This window comes from Robbsia andropogonis (assembly GCF_034047095.1).
GTDB lineage: Bacteria > Pseudomonadota > Gammaproteobacteria > Burkholderiales > Burkholderiaceae > Robbsia > Robbsia andropogonis.
In genome coordinates this window covers 205,865-227,451 of the sequence record NZ_CP139166.1, presented here as the reverse complement: position 1 = coordinate 227,451, position 21,587 = coordinate 205,865, and the positions used below count along the sequence as shown (strand labels likewise).

Here is a 21,587-nt window from a genome sequence, read left to right as displayed (position 1 = left end):
ATGGCAGAGCCACTGGCAGAAAGTGATCTTGCCAGTCCAGCACATCAGCTCAGAAGATTGTCCTTGATCATGGAGACGACATCCTTCGCCCGACCGCCCATGACGGCTTTTGCCGAATAGAGCGCGGTGCCGAATACTTGTGCTTTTTCGATAACCGGCGGCATGACCAACTCCATCCTATCGGTCGTGACGTCGAGGAGCGCCGGGCCGGGGTGCGCCAACCATTTGCGCACCGCGTCTTCCAGCGCCTCGGCGTTTTCGACACGGCGCCCATAGATTCCAATCGCTTCCGCGACCATCGCGAAATTGGGATTTTTCAGGTCCGTGTATGCGTCCAGCAAGCCTTCCACCTTCTGTTCGAGCTCCACGAAGCCGAGCGAGCCATTGTTAAACACCGCCAGCTTCACATCGATCTTTTCCTGTACCGCCGTGATCAGATCACCCAACAACATTGTCAATCCCCCATCCCCGCAGAGACCAATGACTTGTCGATCGGGAAACGCCTTTTTCGCGCCAAGTGCCTGCGGCATGGCATTCGCCATCGTGCCATGCGTCAGGCTGACAACAGTGCGGCGCTTACCGGTCGCACGGGTATGACGTAGCAGCCAGACCATCGGCGAACCGCAGTCAGCGGTGAATACGGCATCATCATCGGCAAGGCGATCGATCACCGAGGTCAGATACTGCGGGTGAATCGCACCTCCCCTACCCACTTTGGCGCGCGAATCCCACTGGGCCTTTGCCTTCTCATGACGCTTGACACTATGTTCGAGAAAGCGCGCGTCTTCGTGCGGCATCAACAGTGGCAGCAATGCGTCGAGTGTCGCGCCGATGTCCCCGACCGCGCCTATTTCGATTGGATGACGACGGCCCAAATGGGTGGCATCGATGTCGATTTGCACGATGCGGGCTTTTTCCGGATAAAACTGACGCCACGCGAAGTCGCAGCCGAGCAAGAGCAAAGTATCGCATTCAGAAACAGCTTCATAACCAGAAGCGATTCCGAAAATCCCTGTCATGCCAACGTTGTAGGGATTGTCATACTCCACGAAATCCTTGGCACGCGACGTGTGCGCAAACGGCGATTTCAGTCGATCGCACAACGCCATGATCTGCGCGTGCGCACCCTCGCAGCCGGAGCCGCCATAGACGGTGATCTTCTTTCCGGCGTTGAGTATGGCAGCAATGTTTTCCAGTTCGATATCATTCGGCCGCACAACGGGCGCGGCACGATGCACGGCGAATGGCGGCGCCTCGGGCGCCTCCGCGCTGGATACATCCACCGGTAGAATAATCACCGCAACGCCGCGCTTTGACAACGCCGCCTGTGCCGCCATGGCGGCCACGCGGCCTGCTTGTGCCGGGCTGCGCACCTCCTGGCAGAAAACGCTACACGTATCATAGATTGGCTTGAAATCCACTTCCTGTGGAAAGTCGAAGCCCAGTTCGTCGCGCGTGATCTGGCTTGCGATCAATACCACCGGGGCACGATTGCGATGCGACTCGAACAAACCATTGATGAAATGCAGGCTGCCCGGGCCGCAGGACCCCGCACATAATGTCAGACGGTCGGCAAGCATGGCCTCCGCGCCCGCGGCGAACCCGGCGACTTCTTCGTGTCGCGTGTGAACCCATTCAATCTCGCTACGACGGATCGCATCCGTGACGTAATTCAACGTATCGCCTGGAATGCCCCAGCAATGCCGTGCTCCGGCTGCCTGCAACGTTTCCACAATGACATCCGCAACACGCTTGCTCATCGCATTTCTCCATATGGGGGCGGGAGAAATTCATCCCTGGGTAACTAGACTGCACTTGTGTCTAACATACCGGGGATTGACGACACCTGCACGACGGCACGATGGAAAAGTACTGTCAGGCGATACGCTCACGCCGGTGACATTTGCGCTGTCATGCGGCGTGCATCGCGGCGCTTCTGATCAATATCCTGCCGCCGTGCCGGCCGGTCGACGCGGGTCGTTTGCACCATACAACCACCCTACACGCACCTTTCCCGACACACCCGCATCATTACCGGAACTCGCGCCTTCCGAAACGACGCTTGTGCCGGGCAAGCCAACGAGAATGACCTCGGCCGCACCCCATGGGGTCTGTTCGACCATCTTGTAGCCCATCTTCTTCATGATCGCCAACGTATCGGGCGATACACCCTGCGTCTCGTAATACACTTCATCCGGGAGCCATTGCTGATGGATTCGCGGCGCGTCGACGGCTGCCTGCGGTGCCATCCCAAAATCAATGACGTTTAGCGCCGTTTCCAGCGTGATCGTGATGATTCGCGAGCCGCCCGGCGAGCCCAGGACCATGAACACCTTGCCGTCTTTCGTCACGATCGTAGGGGCCATCGACGACAGCGGTCGTTTCCCTGGCGCAATGGCGTTTCGTTCGCCCTGCACCAAACCATACAGGTTCTGTGCGCCAACTTTTGTCGTGAAGTCATCCATCTCATCGTTCAGGAAGAAGCCCGTATTCGGCGCCATCACGACGGCACCAAATCGACCATTGATCGTATAAGTGGTGGACACGGCATTGCCCTGGGCATCGGCAATCGAATAATGGGTCGTCTCGGGTTTCTCATGCAGGCCGTCACCAGGCTTGACGGTCTGCGACGGCGTTGCGCTATCGGCTTCGATCCGTGAACGTATATCCGCCGCATAGCGTTTGCTCAGTAACTTGTCGAGCGGGTTGTTGACGAATGCGGGGTCGCCGAGCAAGGTGTTGCGATCCAGGTACGCATGGCGCATCGCTTCCGTCATCACATGCAACGCCGCGGCCGACCCGTAGCCCATCGCGCGCAAGTCATAGCCTTCCAGTACGTTCAGAATTTCGCACATCGTTACGCCACCGGAACTGGGCGGTGGTGAAGAGATGAACGTATAACCGCGATAGCTGCAACGCAACGGTTCCGTATCATCGGCTTTGTAAGCAGCAAAATCGGAAGCGCGCAACAAGCCGTTGCTCTTTTCCGATGCCGCCTCGATGGATTGCGGAATCGCGCCGTGATAAAAAGCATCAGGCCCCTCCAGCGAGATACGCTCAAGCGTACGGGCCAGGGTTTTTTGCACCAGACGATCACCAGGTTGCAGCGCACTGCCGTCCGGACGCAGGAAGATACGACGTGCTTCGGCATCATCCTTGAATTGGGCCACCGTCGTATCGAGAATATCGGTGTCAGCGCGAGTCAATACGAAACCATCGCGTGCAAGTGCAATCGCCGGTGCCATCACTTGGCGCCGCGTCAGCTTGCCGTAGGTGCGTTGCGCCAGATCAAGACCTGCAACTGTACCCGGCACACCCACCGCACGATAGCCATACAGGCTTTCTCCTTTGCGTAAGTTGCCGTTTTCATCGAGGTACATATTCGCCGTTGCGGCAGCCGGTGCCTTTTCCCGAAAATCAATGAAACGGTCGCGGCCATCCGCAAGGTGGATCGTCATGAACCCGCCGCCGCCGATATTGCCGCAACACGGATTGACCACCGCTTCGGCATAGCCGACAGCGGCAGCCGCATCTATCGCATTACCTCCCATTTTCAGTATATTGACGCCAATATTGGTCGCCAGGGATTGCGATGTCACCACCATGCCGTTTTTTGCCTCGACAGCAGGCATCGATGCCGCGCGCACGGTCACCGGCGCGCATACTCCGCTCAATAAGACGACTGTCGCAATGGGCACGATGCCGCGATGCACCCGCAATGTGTGCGTGCCTAAGACGGTAGGAATTGAGTGTATGACAGCGCATAGGCGAAGGATGGAAAGGCGCGCTGGCGCTACCGTACGAACACCGGCAACGCATGCCACTGCACGCGCGAAGGCAAAGCATTTCATCGACGAACTCCGACAGATAGTCAGGCCATTGTACTTATCCTGAAATAATCCGTTAATTCGCGATCGGCACGTCCAGGGTAATTTCCGACAAGCGGGCAGGAACGGCGGAGGCGCCTACCATGCCGTTCCTGCCCGCTGCTGTCAAATGACGACATCGCCCCCTGATCTGGCGACCCGGCTTGGCCTCAAACTACACAACCAGATCGGCTCGACCACGCAGAGCCGGCACCGGCAGGAACGTTGGCTGGAAACATCCACATCACACGGAAGCACAGCTCAACCTCTTTATTATTATAAAATATAAGCATATACTTTAGGGTAATATAGAACTGTCGTAGGAGTCATCATGCTGTTCCGACAAATCTTCGATCGCACATCAAGCACTTACACCTACCTGCTGGCATCACGCGTCGGCGGCGAAGCGCTGATCATCGATCCGGTCAAGGAGCATCTACGGCAATACCTTCAATTGATCACGGAACTGGATCTGAAACTGGTGCAAGCGATCGACACGCATACTCATGCCGATCACATCACTGCGCTAGGTGATCTCCGGGATGCCGTGCAATGCACCACCGTCATGGGCGAACGCACCCATGCCCAATGCGTCAGCCGACACGTGCATGAAGGCGAAATACTCGATGTCGACGGCGTGCGGCTTCAGGCGATCTATACACCCGGCCACACCGATGAGTCATTCAGCTTCGTGCTACGGCCCGAGCAGCCACGCGCCGTCTTTACCGGTGACGTATTGCTGATTCGAGGCAGCGGTCGAACTGATTTTCAAGGGGGAGATCCGCATCGGTCATGGGATTCCATTACCAACAAATTGTTCAAGCTGCCCGATGACACGCTCATTTACCCGGGTCACGACTACAGGGGCATGACCGCATCGTCGATCGGCGAGGAAAAGCGCTGGAATCCGCGCCTGGCGGGTAAGACAGAAGCCGAATACGTGGCGTTTATGACCGGACTGAACCTTCCGAATCCTGTCTTGATGGACGTCGCCGTGCCGGCGAATCTTGCCTGCGGTCAATCGACGGTTGCCGCAAGCAACACCGTCATCCAACAAGACTGATGCACGCAAGGCACGCATGTCTATCTTGATTCCGTCCTTGATGGTAACAGGTGGGGGCGCCGCTCAAGCGCTGGCCGCCGCCGTCTGCGGGGCGTTCGTCAGCTTTGCGCTGGGTCTGGTTGGCGGCGGTGGCTCCATCCTGGCCGTACCATTGATGTTGTATGTCGTGGGCTTGAATAATCCGCACATCGCCATCGGCACCGCGGCACTCGCCGTCGCCGTGAATGCTTATCTGAACTTGATCCCGCATGCACGCAGTGGCAGCGTGCGATGGGGCGCCGCATTCGCATTTGCGGCCAGTGGCGTGCTGGGTGCCTCAGTTGGCTCCAGCGTCGGCAAACAGATCGATGGACAGCGATTAATCGTTTATTTTGCGATGTTAATGCTGTTCGTCGCCGTTCTGATGTTGCGAGGTCAATCGCGTCCAACGTGCGCGGCGAATGCGGCACCTGTGCGCTATGGCCGCGTTTGCTGCACAGGCATCGGTGCTGGTAGCTTGTCTGGATTTTTTGGGATTGGCGGGGGGTTTCTCGTCGTCCCGGGCTTGATGCTGTCGGCCAGGTTGCCGATTATCGAGGCAATCGGTACATCCCTGTTCGCCGTTGGTTCATTCGGCCTCACCACCGCCGCCAACTATGCCATATCAGGACAGCTCGACTGGCAAATCGCCCTGGAATTCGTCGCGGGAGGCGTGGTCGGCGGATGGATCGGGGCGCGCGCCGCCACGCGGCTTGCACAACTACGCGGCGTCTTGAATATCGTATTCGCCGTGATGATCGTCATGGCCGCGAGTTACATCCTGTACCGTTCAGGTTGAGCGATAACGCCAGGCGACAATACACTTGAGCCTATGAAACAGGAGGCATCAGTGATGTGCTGCCGTTGCTGCGTTATTTGTCCGGGTGCGTGCTCTGGCCTTCACGATCCTGGACCGCGAGTGGCGCCATCCCGGACGCGACGTCGCTTTGCGCGGCCGCTTTACCTTCCCCCTGTTTCTGCAGCATGCTCTGCGCGCGCACAATCACGGCTTCCAATGAAAAGGGCTTTGGCAGCATCTCCATGCGCTCGCCAAGGAAGCCATTGGCCGTTGCCACCTCGGCATAGCCCGTCACGAACAGTACGGGCAACTGCGGCCGCAACTCGCGGGCAATATCGATCATCTGACGCCCATTCATACCGGGCAAGCCGACATCGGTCACCACCAAATCGACCGTCTCGTCAGACGAGAGTATGGCGAGTCCCGACGAACCATCGTGTGCAGATAAGGTCCGGTACCCGGATTGCTCGAACAGAACGCCGAGCAATTCGCGAATGGTTGCGTTGTCGTCGACAATAAGCACTGTTTCGCCGGACCCCAGGTGATGATGCGCGCGCTCTTCCACAGCGGAATCGCCTCGCCCGTCGTCGGTCGACACTTCAGGGAGAAGCAGTTCGACGATCGTGCCACTGCCGACCTGGCTATTAATACGCATGAAGCCGCCCGATTGCCCCACAAAACCATGTACCATCGACAGCCCCAATCCCGTCCCACGACCCGACGGCTTCGTTGTGAAGAACGGCTCGAACGCCTGATCGACGACATGCTGCGGCATGCCAGTGCCCGTATCGGTTACGGCAATACAAACATAGCGGCCCGGGTGCGCATCCTGATGCAATTGGGCCATCGCTTCACTCACTTCTTCGATGCGCGATTCGACTGACAGCGTCCCGCCATCCGGCATGGCATCGCATGCGTTGATCGAAAGATTCAGCAGCGCACTTTCTAACTGATGCGGATCGCATCGCACACGGCAGGGCTGGCTGTCAGGCAACAGCCTGATCTCGATTTTCTCGGCGGCTGACTGTCGCAGCAGATCGGTCAGCGTCGGGATCAACTGCGCGACATCCACGGCCCGCGGTGCCAACGGTTGTCGACGAGCGAACGCCAGCAGACGATGCGTCAATGCCGCAGCCTTGCGTGCCGAACCCATTGCCATCCCGATAAATCTATCCAACTCGGACAGCCTGCCTAGCGCAAGAAGTTGGCGGATCAATTCGAGCGGGCCCAATACGCCTTGCAACATATTGTTGAAGTCGTGGGCGAGACCACCAGTCAAGTGTCCGACCGCCTCCATCTTCTGGCTCTGGCGCAGTTGCTGTTCCAGCAGTCGCTGCGACGTCATGTCAAGCCCGACGCCGGTGCGGCGCACGGGCATGCCATCGTCATTGAAATACGTGTGTCCACGCGACAGCACCCAGCGCGTCGAGCCATCAGGATGACAGATTCGATATTCAAGCTCGAGATCGCCGCGGCGAATCAGGCCGCCCGTCATTGTCTTGCGTAAAGCGATCAAATCATCGGGATGCACATTCGCGAGGAAACGGACGCGCTTGATGCCGCCAGCAGCTTCCGCGGGATCGATACCATATAGGGCGGCAATGGCCGCATCACAAAAGAAGCAGTCACTGCCGACTTCATATGTCCAAACGCCCACGCCATTGACCGCGGACAACGCCAGCCGCGCGAAATCCTTCGAATCATGCAGTGCGACTTCCCGCTCCCGCTGTTCCGTAATGTCACGGACGGCGCAGTACAGATAGTCACCTTTGCGCGTCGCCGACCATGCGGCGAGTCGGTAGGTGCCATCGGCGCACAGCAGTCGATTCTCGAATTCTTGCGTGGCGCCGTCGTCTTCGAGATCATCAAGTGCTAGCGACAACCTGTCGCGGTCATCCGCATGCGCGAGCGTGCATAACAACCGACCGATGACGTTTTCGGCTAGCCAGCCGAGAGTGCGCTCCCACGTCCGGTTCACATCGACGATCATACCGTCACGGTCTACGATCGCGCGCATCTCATGGCTGATCCGCGAAAAGGGATCATCCTCCCGTTCTCGCACGCGTAAAGCCTTCAGCACACCGCCGATGCTAGCCGTGGACTGCGCGATGATCGGTCCCGCGCCCTCGTTCGGAGGCGCGCGCTCACCGCCAGCAGGTGCTGGGCTGGAAACGGCGTTGTCGATGATCATGCCAATAAGAGGAGCAAAAAGGCCGTTGAAATTTTTACCAGACCGTGTAGGTCGAGCCGATGACGACTGGCGTTATCCCTACAATCGTCTCATTTCCGGGCACTTCCTGCTTGACAACCAAGCATCACACCATAATTTAACATAATCATGACCGCACTATCCGCCGTTGCGGGGCTGTCTTAAATTGTCCGGTCGTGCTTTTGTTATTGACGTCGTTTTGCCGTTCGCTTTCTCTAGCATCGGGTGGCAGGCGACGAAGCCGCCTGCTCCAACGCGCTTTTTGTACCAGATCGTGCTAGCTGCCTCCCATGCTCCTGCGCTGAAGTAAGTCAGCCGCTGTTTCTTCCGTGTTGCAAACGCCTTTCCCACCCAAATGTCTTCACCACGATGCCTGCAAGATGGCAAAGGTTGCCGCGGGCGATGAGGTGATGTGGACGCCCTTTCACCCTCTTCAACCTATGCTTGGACGCGGGAACCATTAGACCGCGATCATCTCCCGTACACCGTGATCCACCATTTCCGCACCAGTACCGCCGGCGACGATTTCTCCACGCCGCATCACCCAATATTGATCCGCGAGCGCTTGCGCGAACTCATAATATTGCTCCACCAGCAGAATCGTCATCCCGAACTCGTCGACCAATCGACGTAGCGTCCGTCCGATATCGCTGATGATCGAAGGCTGAATGCCTTCCGTCGGCTCGTCGAGAATCAATAGTTCCGGCTCGCCCATCAGCGCCCGGCCGATCGCCAGTTGTTGCTGTTGTCCGCCCGATAAATCCCCGCCACGTCGGTGCCGCATGTCGTGGAGTACCGGGAACAACGCGTGAATCCGCTCAGGTACCTGCTTGGGAATGGTATGAGAGGCAGCGCCGATCAGCAGATTCTCCTCCACTGTCAGTCGCGGAAAAATATCCCGTCCTTGTGGCACATAGCCGAGACCACGCGCGACACGCGCAGGCGTTCCCAACCGCTCCAATGCTTCTCCTTGCCATTGAATGCTGCCGGTCTTCACCGGGGTCACACCCATCAAGCAACGCAATAGCGTCGACTTGCCCACGCCATTTCGGCCCAGCAGCACCGTGAGCTTGCCGGTAGGCACATGCAACGTCACGTCGCGGAGGATGTGACTGCCGCCATAGTATTGATTCAATCCCGCTACTTCCAGCATTGCCGCTCCTCGATTGTCGCTATCGGCCCAGATAGGATTCAATGACGCGCTCGTCACGCTTCACCTGGTCCAGCGTGCCTTCCGCAAGCACCGAGCCTTCCGCCATCACTGTGACCTTGCCGTGCGTTCCCGCCAGTGCGGCGACAAAATCCATGTCGTGCTCCACAACCATCATCGAGCACTGCCCCCGCAGCGTTTCCAGCAACGCGGCCAGCACCATCGTTTCGTCGTCGGTGATGCCGGCCGCGGGTTCATCGAGGAGCAGCAATTGCGGCTCCTGCATCAATAACATGCCGATCTCCAATCGCTGTTTCTGGCCATGCGACAACAAGCCGGCCAGCGTGTATGCCTGCGCTTCCAATTGAATGGTCGACAACACGCGTTCGATGCGTGCCTGCGCGGTCTGATCGAGTTTCGAGCGCAACGCCGCCAGCCAGCGTTTATCGGATTTCATCGCCAGCTCCAGGTTTTCCCAAACCGGATGCTGTTCGAATACCGTTGGCTTCTGGAATTTGCGACCGATTCCGGCACGCGCGATTGTCGGTTCGTCCATGCGCCGCAAATCCAGCGTCTGCCCGAGGAACACCTTCCCGCTCTGCGGACGCGTCTTGCCCGTGATCACATCCATCATTGTCGTCTTGCCCGCGCCATTGGGGCCGATCACGCAACGCAGTTCCCCGGCATCGATCGACAACGTCAATTGCTTCAGTGCTTTGAAGCCATCAAAGCTGACACTGACATCCTCAAGGTAAAGGATGGGGCCATGCGACACATCGACCGTGCCAGGTTTTACGATATGCCCCAGACCAGAGGTCATATTGGCGGCCGCGCCGGACACCGGCTCCTTTGTGATATCCGTCATCACACCTTGCTCCTCTGCGTTGCCGAAGTGCCGTGGCCCGCTCGCGTCACGGTGTCGCCACCACCCTGAATGCGCTCGTCACCAGGCGATGTGCCTTCACCGCCGTAGCGGGCAGGCTTACGGAATACACCGGCCAAGCCGACGATGCCTTTGGGCAACAGAAGCGGTACGAGCACGAAGATTGCGCCAAGGAAGAACAGCCAATATTCCGGATACGCGTTGGTGAAAAACGTTTTGGCGAGATTCACCGCGATTGCACCGATAATCGGCCCGATCAAGGTACCGCGGCCACCCACCGCAACCCAGATCGCCATCTCGATCGAATTGCCCGGCGACATTTCGCTGGGATTGATGATGCCAACCTGTGGCACGTACAAAGCGCCAGCGATACCGCACAAGATCGCGGACAGTGTCCAGATGAACAGCTTGTAGGCAAGCGGACTGTAGCCCAGGAACATCAGTCGCGATTCACCGTCGCGAATAGCCGTCACAACGCGTCCCAGCCGCGAATTAACGATCCAGCGCAACGCGAGGAAAGCGATGATCAACACCGCGAACGTCAGCACGAACAACGCTACGCGCGTATGGTCATCAGTGATTGGAAAACCCGCTATGCGCTTGAAATCGGTGAAACCGTTGTTCCCGCCAAAACCGGTTTCATTGCGAAAAAAGAGCAGCATGGCCGCATATGTCAGCGCCTGCGTGATGATGGACAGATAGACGCCCTTGACCCGTGAGCGGAACGCAAAGAAACCGAAGATCCAGGCAATCAACGCCGGCGCCAACATGACGAGCAGCATGGCATAGAGCAAGTGCTGCGTGCCTTGCCAGTACCAGGGCAAAGCGTGCCAATCCAGAAACACCATGAAATCCGGAAGGTCGCTGCCGTACTTGCCCTCGTGGCCGATCGCACGCATCAGGTACATGCCGATCGCATAACCGCCCAAGGCGAAGAACAGACCATGGCCGAGACTGAGGATACCGCAATAGCCCCACACCAGGTCCAAGGCCATCGCCGCAATCGCATAGCACATCAGCTTGCCGCCAAGCGTGATCGCATACATCGACAAATGCCAGACACTGCCTTCAGGTGCCGATAATGCCGCAAATGGCGCGGCAACCCCCACGAGCAAGACGGCGATGAGCAAGCCAACCCAACCGGCACGTGACAGCAAACGTGCACGCTCGGGCAGACCCAGTGCAAACCCTTCCCCGGCCGATACCGAGGATGATGCAGCGGAAATGGGCACCATCGATCACACCTCCGCGCTGCGCCCTTTCAGGGCGAACAGGCCCTGGGGCCGTTTTTGAATGAATAGCACAACCAGCATCAGCACACAGATCTTTGCAAGCACCGCTCCCCAGAACGGCTCGATGGCCTTGCTGACAACGCCCAATCCGAATGCACCAATCACCGTGCCCGCCAATTGCCCTACGCCGCCGAGGACCACGGACATGAATGAATCGATGATGTAAGTCTGGCCAAGATCCGGACCGACGTTGCCAATTTGAGATAGTGCACAACCACCGAGTCCGGCAATGCCTGCGCCAAAAGCGAATGCGTAGCAGTCGACGCGCGCGGTGCGTACCCCGACGCAAGCGGCCATGCGGCGATTTTGCGTCACCGCGCGGATATACAGACCGAGTCTCGTCCGGTTCAACACCGCCCATGCCAGCACGATCACCGCCACGGAGAAAGCCAGTATAACAAGCCGGTTATAGGGCAAGATCAGTCCCGGCATTATCGCGATACCACCACTCATCCAGCTCGGGTTGGCCACTTGTACATTCTGCGCGCCGAACACCATCCGGGTTGCCTGCATCAGCAAGAGGCTGATGCCAAATGTGGTCAGCAACGTTTCCAGTGGTCTACCGTACAAGTGGCGGATGATCAGTCGCTCGATGACAACACCGGCCACCGCGGCCGCCAGGAACGACGCCGGCACCGCGAGTATCGGATACCATTCAATCGCATTGGGCAGGTATTTGACAAACACGTTTTGCACGACATACGTTGCATAAGCCCCGATCATCAGGAACTCGCCGTGCGCCATATTGATAACGCCAATCAAGCCATAAGTGATGGCCAAGCCCAGCGCCGCCAATAGTAAGACACTACCCAAACTCAGGCCAGCGAAGACGACACCTGCAATTTCAGCGCGTTTTTGCATCGACGCCAGTCGGTCGATACCGTCCTGCGCGGCCGCGCGGACACGGGCATCGCTTTCGGTATAGGCGCCTCCAGCCGTCTTCCGCGTCAGCGGACGCAACATCTCCAGACCGCCAATACGCCCGTTCTCCGCGATCAGTTGTACCGCCTTCAAACGTTTATCGGCGCTTGGATCGTGCAGCGCCGTCATGGCCCACAATGTTTCCAATTTGGCATGCAATACGGGATCGTGCTCCGATGCCAGCGCTGCATCAACTTGCGCCGCGGCACCCGGGTCGGGATTGCGCAACATCGCATCGATCGCCGCGCCGCGCACCGCCGGATCACTCGACGTCAGACGGCTTGCGGACGCGAAGCCATCGACGCGCGCCCGCAGCACATTGGGCAACGTGATCTGCTGCGCATTCCCCGCCTCATCAGCGCTGACTGCCTTATCGGTCAACGCATCACGGAAATTATCGCCATCGCCTAACAAGATGCGATTGCTGTCATTTACAAAGACATTATCCTTCGCAAGCGCCTGCAACAAGCGACTCGCCGTTGGATCGTGGCTGGCACGTGATGCCAATTGTGCGAGCGCCGCAGCCTTGGCGTCGAAGTCATCGCCAGCCAATGGTGCGAGATCACTCTCCATGAGCGCATGCGTGGTCGTGCCGGTTGCTGCAGACGCACCCCGCACCGCCACCACGGAAGCGGCAAGGCCCGTGGATGCCGTCGAAGCGGCGGGCAAGGCGTCGGTGGCAAAAGCGGTTCCGCTTCCCGTCGCCACGGCGAGCAATAGAATAACGTCGCGTGCTACACGCAAAACAGAACGGGAAAGAAAAGAAGGTGCCGCAGTAAACGGCAATATCACGGTCGCGTTTGATGCTACAACGCACCGTGACGAAATGTGGGATTCGAGCATGAGTCAGGCCAACGTCCACTGCTGAGATAACCGGCAGGCGTGCATAGGTTCACGCCTGCCTCGTGCCATCAAAATGCCTTTGTTGCTTTAGGTCGCAAATCAGCCCAACCGACGCATCAAATCGGCAATTGGCGTGGCTTGTGCAACGACGTCCGGCTTCTTGTCGTTACCTGGAATGAATGGACTCCACGGCTGCGCCCGGATCGTGCCCTTCGTATGCCACACCACGTTGAATTGGCCGTCGGCGCGAACTTCACCGATCATTACCGGCTTGTGCAGATGGTGATTACCATCCATTTCCAGCGTGTAACCCGATGGCGCGGCAAACTTCTGCCCGATCATTGCCGTACGAACCTTGTCCACATCGGTGCTCTTGGCCTTCTCCACCGCCTGGCGCCACATGTGCATGCCGACATAGGTGGCTTCCATCGGATCGTTCGTGACCCGCTTGCTTCCGCCAGGCAGGTTGTTCTTTGCCACCCAGTCCGCGAACTGTTTCTTGAATTTCGTATTGACCGGATTACGTAGTGACATGAAATAGTTCCATGCGGCTAGATTTCCCACCAACGGCTTGGTGTCGATACCGCGCAACTCCTCTTCACCCACCGAGAATGCCACCACCGGCACATCTGTCGCCTTGAGGCCCTGATTGCCGAGTTCCTTGTAGAACGGCACGTTCGAATCGCCGTTGATCGTGGAGATCACGCAGGTTTTGCCGCCTTGGGCAAACGTCTTGATATTCGCGACGATGGTCTGATAATCGCTATGGCCAAACGGGGTATAAACTTCCTGGATATCCGTATCTTGCACACCCTTCGAATGCAGGAAAGCACGCAGAATCTTGTTTGTCGTGCGTGGATAGACGTAGTCCGTGCCCAAGAGAAAGAAGCGCTTTGCCGCCCCACCTTCCGCACTCATCAAATATTCCGTCGCAGGGATTGCCTGCTGGTTCGGCGCCGCACCCGTGTAGAAGACGTTACGCGACATCTCTTCGCCTTCATACTGCACGGGATAGAACAACAGGCCGTTCAGCTCTTCGAACACCGGCAATACGGACTTTCGCGACACCGAGGTCCAGCAACCAAACACGACCGCACACTTATCCTGCGTGATCAGTTGACGCGCTTTTTCGGCAAACAACGGCCAGTTCGATGCCGGGTCTACGACAACGGGTTCGATCTTGCGTCCCATCACCCCACCACTGGCATTGATTTCGGCAATGGTCATCAATGCCACGTCTTTCAGCGATGTTTCGGAAATCGCCATCGTACCCGACAGCGAATGCAGAATGCCGACCTTGATCGGGCCACTGCCACTTTGCGCGAACGCGCCCGGAATCTGTGCGGCAACGCCTGTCATGCCTGCTGCGGAAGCCATCTTTAAAAACGCACGTTTGTCCATTGCTTTCCTTTCGGTCAGATGAGTGCACGACGACCGTCGTGAGGTAACTAAAATGGGAGAAAGTTTCAGAAGATCCGCCCCGCGCGGATTGATTCGCTTGCCTGTTCCCGTGACAGCAGAGCATAACCGTTAATCAGCATTTACCACAATTGCATTTTCATATTTTACGTAGCAATACTAATTTATTGTGAAATCTTACGTTTGATCTTTTCTGTTTTTTTTATTGCCACGTGCAACACGCCATGACAGCGAGCACGAAAGCACGTTATTGACCGGTGTGGGCGCCAAGAGAACCAATGCCTGTCTCCATATTGTGCATGTCCGGCATAGCATCGCCGCGTTATCGCACCTACGAATACAAGATATGTGCCAGCAAATTCGCACCAGATTGGCGCATTGAGGCAGATCCGGACACCCCGAAAATCACGGATTTGGCATTTTCTCTTCGAGACACTATTTATTTGCACAAAAATGCACCAAAGCAGGGCGACATGGGCGAACCCGTGCCGTGGTCTCGCAAGCGCAACATGCGCAATCGTCCACGACGAAACCCCTGGCGCACATACTTGGCCCCGGCCAGGGCGCAGGAGTCCGTCACGCCGTTACGTCAGCAACGACATTCTCTCTCAGAAATCAATTCGCGCCGGATCATATAAGGGCTCGTCACTAAACACGACGTAGTCTTGCCATGTCTGGTTGACCAGTTGACCTTTGGCGATGAGATCTCCTACTTTCTGATTGTCCAGCGCGCCGCCCACCAGCGTTGGATTCACAGTGCTGTGATAATTGCCGCTTTCGAAGTCGTAAGCGGTGATGCCATCTTTTGTCATGAACTGCAAATCACGGTAGGTCGACGAACTGATGGACGCGCGGATAAACGTTGGGGTATCCAGTTTGGTGGAACGATACAACCAGAGTTCCGATTGGTAGGCACCGTCAAAGGGGCCGCGATTCAACCTGACATTCCGATACTCGAAAAACCCCCCGGAATCAAGATTAAAGAGGTGAAAACCCCACGCGTCCTGGATAACCAGCTGTCCGCCGGTCGCATTCCATTGCCGGACATTGATCTCGATCACGGGATTGGCCCCGTTCCCACGCCAGGCCAACGCCGTCAGCTCGTTCAGTGTCTTACCGTTATAAAAAGATGAAGGCGAATCGGGTGGCGCGCCCCATAGCGCTTTATCAGTCAGATACGTGCCGGTCTGCTGGTGTGGCATCATCACGTTATAGCAGTGAATACCGTCTGCATTAAGGATAACCAAGCTCTTATAGCCGGTGGTATTCGTTTGAAAAATAAAAAACTTAAAACGTCGACCGGAAGCGTCCTGATTGGTAACAAGCCGGCTCGCGTCGTAGCCGTCGAACTCACCGCCCGACAACGGCTTGTTCACGAATGCCGACGGATCGCCAGGCTTATCGCCCCCGGCATTCCACCGGGTACTCCAGCTATACGGCGTGTAATAGTAAAAGGCCATATCTCGCTCCGTTTTCCTTTCGTTGATTGGAAAACAAAGCGTAGCAACGCAACCGTTGTTAAAGCGTTGATGAGGCCAATCGATATAATGCTGAAATGCAACGCTGTTCAGTGATTGAAAGCAGCCGACGTGCTAACCGTTCGGCGGCTTGACATGCAAGTCTATATAGAGAGCACCTGCGCCCGCACCATCTGCTGCTTCGCATAACGCATCGGTGGCAAGCCCACGAAGCGAGCGAACGCAACATTGAAAGTACTCGCGGAAGCGTACGCCTCATTAGCGCAAGCAGTCTTTGCCGATTGGGCGCAAGCGACCCAAGTCACCCACGCTATCGACGAACGTCGCGGAAGCGGTCTGGCGAGCCGTGACCGATCCGTCCCCACCCATGCGGATTCCGACCGACGAGGACGCCGTGACATGGTTCAACGCGTTACGTGGCACGACCGCGAATGGGAATCGCAGCGTGCACGGGCGGCGATTGTTTTCTGGAACGTTAGCCGTTATAGCTCGTAGCCTGGCTTGCGAACCAGCGTGTCCATCACCGCCTTGATACGCGGATCATAGACTTTCTCCTTCCACTCTTCGCGCGGAATCATCTCAATGGCCACCGAAATCGCGCTGTCGGAAGACCCCAGATGCTTTTTCAATACATCAGCAAGCGCTTCGCCAATGTCGTGCTTCTCTTTCGCGCTCAATTCGCGAGGATAAAGTTCAAGTGTGATGTGCGGCATTGTTCTCTACAGACGACGTCAAGGAAAGGGCTGGGAAGGGCAGGAACGGGTGCCTTCCCCTTTGTCGCGGGATCCCCCGCGCCGACATTCTGGCATGACTGGTGTCACTGCGCTCGCGTTCACCCTATTGCGCCCTTGCCGAGGTTACGCTTTTTCGGCACATGCTCAACCATCCGTCGATCGCGAGACGGCCTCCCATGCATCGATTTCCGCGGCAAGCGTCGAAAGCTTGCCCCTGACAAGCGCCAGCGCATCGCTTCCGAGCAACAGATGCGCCGGCGGCTTTTCACTTTCAATCGCCGCCAGCATGGCATGTGCCGCTTTTACGGGGTCTCCTTGCTGCTTCCCATTTTTCTCCTCGCGCGCTTTGCGGATCGGATCAAACAGCGCGTCGTAGTCCGGGATGGTGCGCGCGGTTCGTTGCATCGAGCGCCCCGCCCAATCGGTACGAAACGATCCCGGCGCCACCGCCGTCACGTGGATGCCGAACGGCAGCACTTCCTTCGCAACTACTTCGGATATGCCCTCCAATGCGAATTTGCTGCCACAGTAATAAGCAATACCCGGCATCGTGATGAACCCACCCATCGACGTAATATTCAGGATGTGACCACGGCGTCGTTGTCGCATATAAGGAATCACCGCTTTCATCATTGCGACCGCGCCGAACACATTCACGTCGAATTGCCGGCGCATGTCTTCCAACGATGATTCCTCCATCACCCCTTCATGACCATAGCCTGCGTTGTTGACAAGGACGTCCACCGCGCCCACCGACGTTTCGATGCCCGACACCGCGGCATCGATCGATGCAAATTCTGTGACGTCCAGCGTGATAGCGATGGCTTTGTGATCGCGTGCTTGGAAGTCGGTTCTTGCCGCCTCAGTCCGCACGGTGCCCACGACCCGGTAGCCTGCGGCCAGCGCCTCTTCGGCCAACGCGCGGCCGAACCCGCTGCTGACGCCCGTGATCAAAATCGTTTTACCCGATCCCATGCATTGCCTCTCGCGTTGATGAAATAAATTGCATGGTATTCTCATCATAGGCGCGCATTCAGACCAGATTCTACAGAATTATTGCCTATTCCTATGATATCGCACCTCGCATCTTCCTCGACAGATCCCGTCGCGTCAGGCACCGCCATCGATGAACAATGCCGGATGGTCCATCTACTCAAGGCGCTAGCACCCACGGAAGGGTACAACCTGACCGCACTACCAGATGTGCGTCTTCTACGATCCGACCGTCCATTGACCCGCACACCGGTCCTTTACGATCCTGGGATCGTGATTGTTTGCCAGGGCACGAAGCGTGGATTTTTTGGTGATCGAATCTATCAATACGACGCACAGCACTACTTGTCCGTGGCCGTACCCGTGCCGTTCTCGATGGAAACGGACGCCACACAGGCGCATCCGCTACTGGCAATCTATATGCATCTGAATTTCCAACTCGCCGCCGAGTTGATTTTGCAAATCGATGCACACAACATGCCGTCAGGTCAGGATTCGCCGCAACCGATGATGTCCAGTCCGATGGACGCATCGCTGCGTGCATCAGTGCTACGATTTCTGGAAGCAATGGCGCACCCCAGAGACGCGGCAATACTCGGCCCGATGCTGGTCCGGGAAATCTACTATCGCGTCTTTACCGGCAGCCAGGGCAATGCCATGCGAGGCGCATTGGCAATGCGAGGCCAATTCGGGAAAATAGGGCGCGCGCTGGAGCGCATTCACGCGGGCTACGCCGAGCCGCTCAATCTGACGATGCTGTGCGATGAAGCAGGCATGAGCATGCCCACGTTCCATAGCCATTTCAAGGCGATTACCCATACCTCGCCAATGCAGTACGTGAAATCGATTCGACTCCATCAGGCGAGGTTACTGATGGTGCGCCAGGACATGACGGCCGAAGCAGCGAGTCACGCGGTAGGCTATGCCAGCCCATCGCAATTCAACCGCGAGTTCAAGCGCCTTTTCGGGTCGACGCCGGCATCCGAAACCAGGCGCATGCGCACGACCTTCGCGCTGCCGCCGGCGTTTGCCGACGCCAAGTTCGTCTCGTCACACTGATAGGTGCTCGCGTCACGCTAATCGAGATGCAGGGAACCTGCCATTTTCGTGATGATGGGCCCCCAGAGCGCCTGTTCCGCTACAGGGTACGTGAATGATACGACAGCCAGCGTCTCGTCGCGGATAATCATCTTCTCGTAGACAATTTCGTTGTCTTCCGTCTTGCACGAAAACGCGACAAGATCGCGCTTGCTGACTTCGTAGCTGGCAGGTTGACCATTGCAAGCCCCCTCTTCCTCTCCTTGGAGCAATGCAACAGGCGTGTCATCGGTCGCATTGTATCGGCCCCACACCGCGACGCGTGCACCGCCTGTCTTGGCCGAAAATGCGAGACCGTCGCCGTCGTCCGCTTCCTTTCCGGGCGTAAGTAAATCGTCAGGATACGCAATTGAATATCCGTATCGAGCGTTTGCGTACGTGGCAAAGCCCCTTTGCTCAGACGCGCTCGATGCGCCGGGCACTTCCTCTACGTCTCCCGCTGCAGCCAAAGGCAATGTCGTTGCACCGGATGCGGACACTGTTGAAGCAGGCTCGATTGCAATGCAGAAAATGCCATGCAATCCGAGACAAATCGGCAAAAGGCAACGAGTCAACACGGTCCGGATCGACATGGATATCAAGGCAGCGGGTGGGGCGGCAACGGCGTCGACAATCATCGCACTTTCAATAGAAAGCGTCCACCGACTCGTATCTGTGCACCTTGGCGGCGAAGTACCAGAACGCCAGGCCGAATCGTGCATCAAAGCATATCCATCCTGTTGACTTTATACTCGGAGAGAGATCTGAAACCCAGAACAAGTGAGTGGCGGCATGCGTTTAATATCTTACGTCGTAGGATTGGCGATTGCCATCTATCTAGCCTCGGGGCTCGGCCTGTTCCTGATGCAGGACCGCATGCTGTTGCCCTCGACGCCTTATGCACCGGATTTGCGATCGGTGCCACATCCCGCTGAAAGCATCGATGTGTGGCGTGCGCATGATCAATACGCCGGCTACATCGTAACGCCAATCGGACGCTCGCTTCGCGGCACCGTCATTGTCTATCACGGCAATGAGGAATCGGCGGAAAACAAGTTGCCGCTCGCCGATGTATTTTCTCATATTGGTTATCGCGTCATCATTGCCGAATATCCTGGACACGGCCGCCGACAAGGGCCGCGCCTGATGAGCGCGGCATTGACCGCATCGCGCGAAACGCTGGCCACTGCGCTTGCGAAATGGGGCGGTCCGGTCTATCTGGTCGGGGAGTCCCTCGGCGCCGGCATGGCGTCGCAGGTGGTGCAAGGCAATGAAGCTGCTATTGCGGGGGTCGTACTCTTCACACCGTGGGATTCGCTCGCTAATGTCGCCGCTGAAAAATATCCCATCTTTCCGGTACGCTGGTTGTTGCACAATGACTTCGATTCGATCGCCGCGGTATCGCATTACCGCGGACCGCTGGTAATCGTGGGCGCGCAGGAAGACACGCTCATTCCCGTGGATCACGCTCGCCATTTTGCCAACGCGCATACAGCCAGCAAGTTGCTGCTGTTGCCGTCGGCGAATCACGATAATTGGTTCGATGCAATGACGCGGAATAACTGGCAGGATTTACTGCGAACGTTGCGGGCCGTTTGACAAGTGTTCAAAGAATGGCGGGTTCAGCAAGTTTGCCCCCCGCTCCTGAACGTTCGATCCGCATCAAACGCAGCCCCGTCAAGTCGCGACCATCTCGCCGATGATCCAATCGATCACCGACGTCCTGCGTGGCTGCCAGCCCAACTGCGACCGAGTGTACTTACTTCGCACGCGGCTGTTGGAGCCCAGTGCATAGGACGCCATCTCGTACCCCCACTCCTCCTTTGCAGCATCGAGCGGCCAATCCTGCGCAACGCCGAGGTGCAACGCGGTGGCAATTGCTGCCGTCATGTCCCGGAACGAGGCTTCACCGCTTTCCACGAAGAAAAAACTCGCGCCGGGCGCGCGGTCTGCCTTCTCCAGCGCCAATGCATACAGTTCGGCAACATCATCGATGTGTACATTGGACCACCGATTCACACCAGGACCCACATGTCGAACGACTCCGCTCTTCTTCGCTTGTCCGACGAGGCGCGGCAACTGCACACTACGTGTGCCTGGCACCACGCCATGGCCGTAGATCAGCGTATTGCACAACACCACGGAACGGACACCTCGATGCACGGCGTCGCGCACCTTCGTATCGATGGCAACGCGCGCAACCTTGTCCGGCGTGGGCATCGGCAACGTGTCCTCATCGTAGATCGCATCCGACGGCAAGCCACCGGACGCGTCACCCACAATGCTTGAACCACTCGTGTGCAGGAAGGCCTTTCCGCTGCCAGCCAAAGCCGCGAGTACCGCATCAATGGCACCTTGATGGTCACTGTCCGCAGCATTGATTACGGCATCCGCAGCCGCAGCCTGCATGGTCAGCAAACCGGTATCCTCCAAGCTACCTAGGATCGGCGTGATGCCAAGTGCTTCCAAAGCCGCTTTTGCTCCGCACGACGAATCAGTCCACTGACCTGATTGCCCCGCATAGCCAAATGCGCAGCGATACCGCCGCCGATGAATCCTCCAGCGCCTGTTACGAAAACCCGCATGATCAACTCCTTCAAGATAGTACGACGTGTCCGATGAGACCGAACCTGGCATCGATATCCCATCAAGCGGGGCACTTTCGCATATACGCGGATATTTTCAAATCATATTTGATTCGTAGTCGATAATATAGACTGCTCGATTAGTCTGATGTGACAGCACGCATCAGTTGTAGGCGGTGAGGCATATTTACCGTTTTGCGAAACAGCATATTCAACGACCCTCATTTTTACATTCATACGTAACACCATTGCGCTGA

General features: G+C 57.2%; 16 protein-coding genes and 1 pseudogene. 4 read left to right on the top strand and 13 right to left on the bottom strand.

Going from position 1 to position 21,587, the window contains the following annotated elements:
* Positions 1-44 precede the first annotated feature (44 nt).
* Both SJQ66_RS06190 and ggt read right to left on the bottom strand, forming a co-directional pair.
* Positions 45-1,760, bottom strand: a complete 1,716-nt coding sequence (locus tag SJQ66_RS06190) for a thiamine pyrophosphate-dependent enzyme (protein ID WP_024904896.1) — start codon at positions 1,758-1,760, stop codon at positions 45-47.
* 180 nt (positions 1,761-1,940) lie between these two features.
* Positions 1,941-3,632, bottom strand: a complete 1,692-nt coding sequence (gene ggt, locus SJQ66_RS06185) for a gamma-glutamyltransferase (RefSeq protein ID WP_081765095.1) — start codon at positions 3,630-3,632, stop codon at positions 1,941-1,943.
* 565 nt (positions 3,633-4,197) lie between these two features.
* Between ggt and SJQ66_RS06180 the strand changes: the two genes are divergently transcribed.
* Together SJQ66_RS06180 and SJQ66_RS06175 are read left to right on the top strand one after the other, a co-directional pair.
* Complete coding sequence (locus SJQ66_RS06180) at positions 4,198-4,929, top strand: MBL fold metallo-hydrolase (RefSeq protein WP_024904898.1); 732 nt, start codon at positions 4,198-4,200, stop codon at positions 4,927-4,929.
* Between the two features lie 16 nt (positions 4,930-4,945).
* Complete coding sequence (locus SJQ66_RS06175; protein ID WP_236693354.1) at positions 4,946-5,746, top strand: sulfite exporter TauE/SafE family protein; 801 nt, start codon at positions 4,946-4,948, stop codon at positions 5,744-5,746.
* 73 nt (positions 5,747-5,819) lie between these two features.
* Here the strand turns inward: SJQ66_RS06175 and SJQ66_RS06170 are convergent, their stop codons facing one another.
* From SJQ66_RS06170 to SJQ66_RS06125, 9 genes are all read right to left on the bottom strand, one after another.
* Positions 5,820-7,937 (bottom strand): hybrid sensor histidine kinase/response regulator, encoded by a 2,118-nt coding sequence (locus SJQ66_RS06170; protein ID WP_024904899.1) that lies wholly within the window; start codon positions 7,935-7,937, stop codon positions 5,820-5,822.
* A 478-nt stretch (positions 7,938-8,415) separates the two neighbouring features.
* Positions 8,416-9,108 (bottom strand): urea ABC transporter ATP-binding subunit UrtE, encoded by a 693-nt coding sequence (gene urtE / locus SJQ66_RS06165; protein WP_046152078.1) that lies wholly within the window; start codon positions 9,106-9,108, stop codon positions 8,416-8,418.
* A gap of 19 nt (positions 9,109-9,127) precedes the next feature.
* Positions 9,128-9,970: an urea ABC transporter ATP-binding protein UrtD gene (gene urtD, locus SJQ66_RS06160; RefSeq protein ID WP_320534090.1), complete on the bottom strand. Its 843-nt coding sequence runs from the start codon at positions 9,968-9,970 to the stop codon at positions 9,128-9,130.
* Positions 9,970-11,223 (bottom strand): urea ABC transporter permease subunit UrtC, encoded by a 1,254-nt coding sequence (gene urtC, locus SJQ66_RS06155; protein ID WP_082102394.1) that lies wholly within the window; start codon positions 11,221-11,223, stop codon positions 9,970-9,972. The genes urtD and urtC overlap by 1 nt, the downstream gene beginning before the upstream one ends.
* A gap of 3 nt (positions 11,224-11,226) precedes the next feature.
* Positions 11,227-12,909, bottom strand: coding sequence for an urea ABC transporter permease subunit UrtB (urtB, locus tag SJQ66_RS06150; protein WP_407691481.1), 1,683 nt, complete (start codon positions 12,907-12,909; stop codon positions 11,227-11,229).
* 234 nt (positions 12,910-13,143) lie between these two features.
* The gene (urtA, locus tag SJQ66_RS06145; RefSeq protein ID WP_024904903.1) at positions 13,144-14,445 is read right to left on the bottom strand and encodes an urea ABC transporter substrate-binding protein; all 1,302 of its coding nucleotides are present in this window, start codon (positions 14,443-14,445) and stop codon (positions 13,144-13,146) included.
* A 626-nt stretch (positions 14,446-15,071) separates the two neighbouring features.
* Entirely contained in the window at positions 15,072-15,923 is an 852-nt protein-coding gene (locus tag SJQ66_RS06140) for a hypothetical protein (protein WP_320534089.1), read from the bottom strand.
* A gap of 500 nt (positions 15,924-16,423) precedes the next feature.
* The gene (pptA, locus tag SJQ66_RS06130; RefSeq protein ID WP_046152082.1) at positions 16,424-16,654 is read right to left on the bottom strand and encodes a tautomerase PptA; all 231 of its coding nucleotides are present in this window, start codon (positions 16,652-16,654) and stop codon (positions 16,424-16,426) included.
* Between the two features lie 165 nt (positions 16,655-16,819).
* Complete coding sequence (locus SJQ66_RS06125; RefSeq protein ID WP_253464347.1) at positions 16,820-17,650, bottom strand: oxidoreductase; 831 nt, start codon at positions 17,648-17,650, stop codon at positions 16,820-16,822.
* Positions 17,651-17,815: 165 nt separating this feature from the next.
* Between SJQ66_RS06125 and SJQ66_RS06120 the strand changes: the two genes are divergently transcribed.
* Positions 17,816-18,727: an AraC family transcriptional regulator gene (locus SJQ66_RS06120; protein WP_046152168.1), complete on the top strand. Its 912-nt coding sequence runs from the start codon at positions 17,816-17,818 to the stop codon at positions 18,725-18,727.
* Between the two features lie 17 nt (positions 18,728-18,744).
* Here SJQ66_RS06120 and SJQ66_RS06115 read toward each other — a convergent pair whose 3' ends face one another.
* A complete protein-coding gene (locus SJQ66_RS06115) occupies positions 18,745-19,383 on the bottom strand; it encodes a hypothetical protein (protein WP_052738138.1) in 639 nt (212 codons plus the stop codon).
* Between the two features lie 154 nt (positions 19,384-19,537).
* On the opposite strand from SJQ66_RS06115, the gene SJQ66_RS06110 reads away from it, so the two are divergent.
* Positions 19,538-20,344, top strand: a complete 807-nt coding sequence (locus tag SJQ66_RS06110) for an alpha/beta hydrolase (protein WP_046152084.1) — start codon at positions 19,538-19,540, stop codon at positions 20,342-20,344.
* Positions 20,345-20,422: 78 nt separating this feature from the next.
* Here SJQ66_RS06110 and SJQ66_RS06105 read toward each other — a convergent pair.
* A pseudogene (locus SJQ66_RS06105) lies at positions 20,423-21,330 on the bottom strand (NAD-dependent epimerase/dehydratase family protein).
* Positions 21,331-21,587 lie beyond the last annotated feature (257 nt).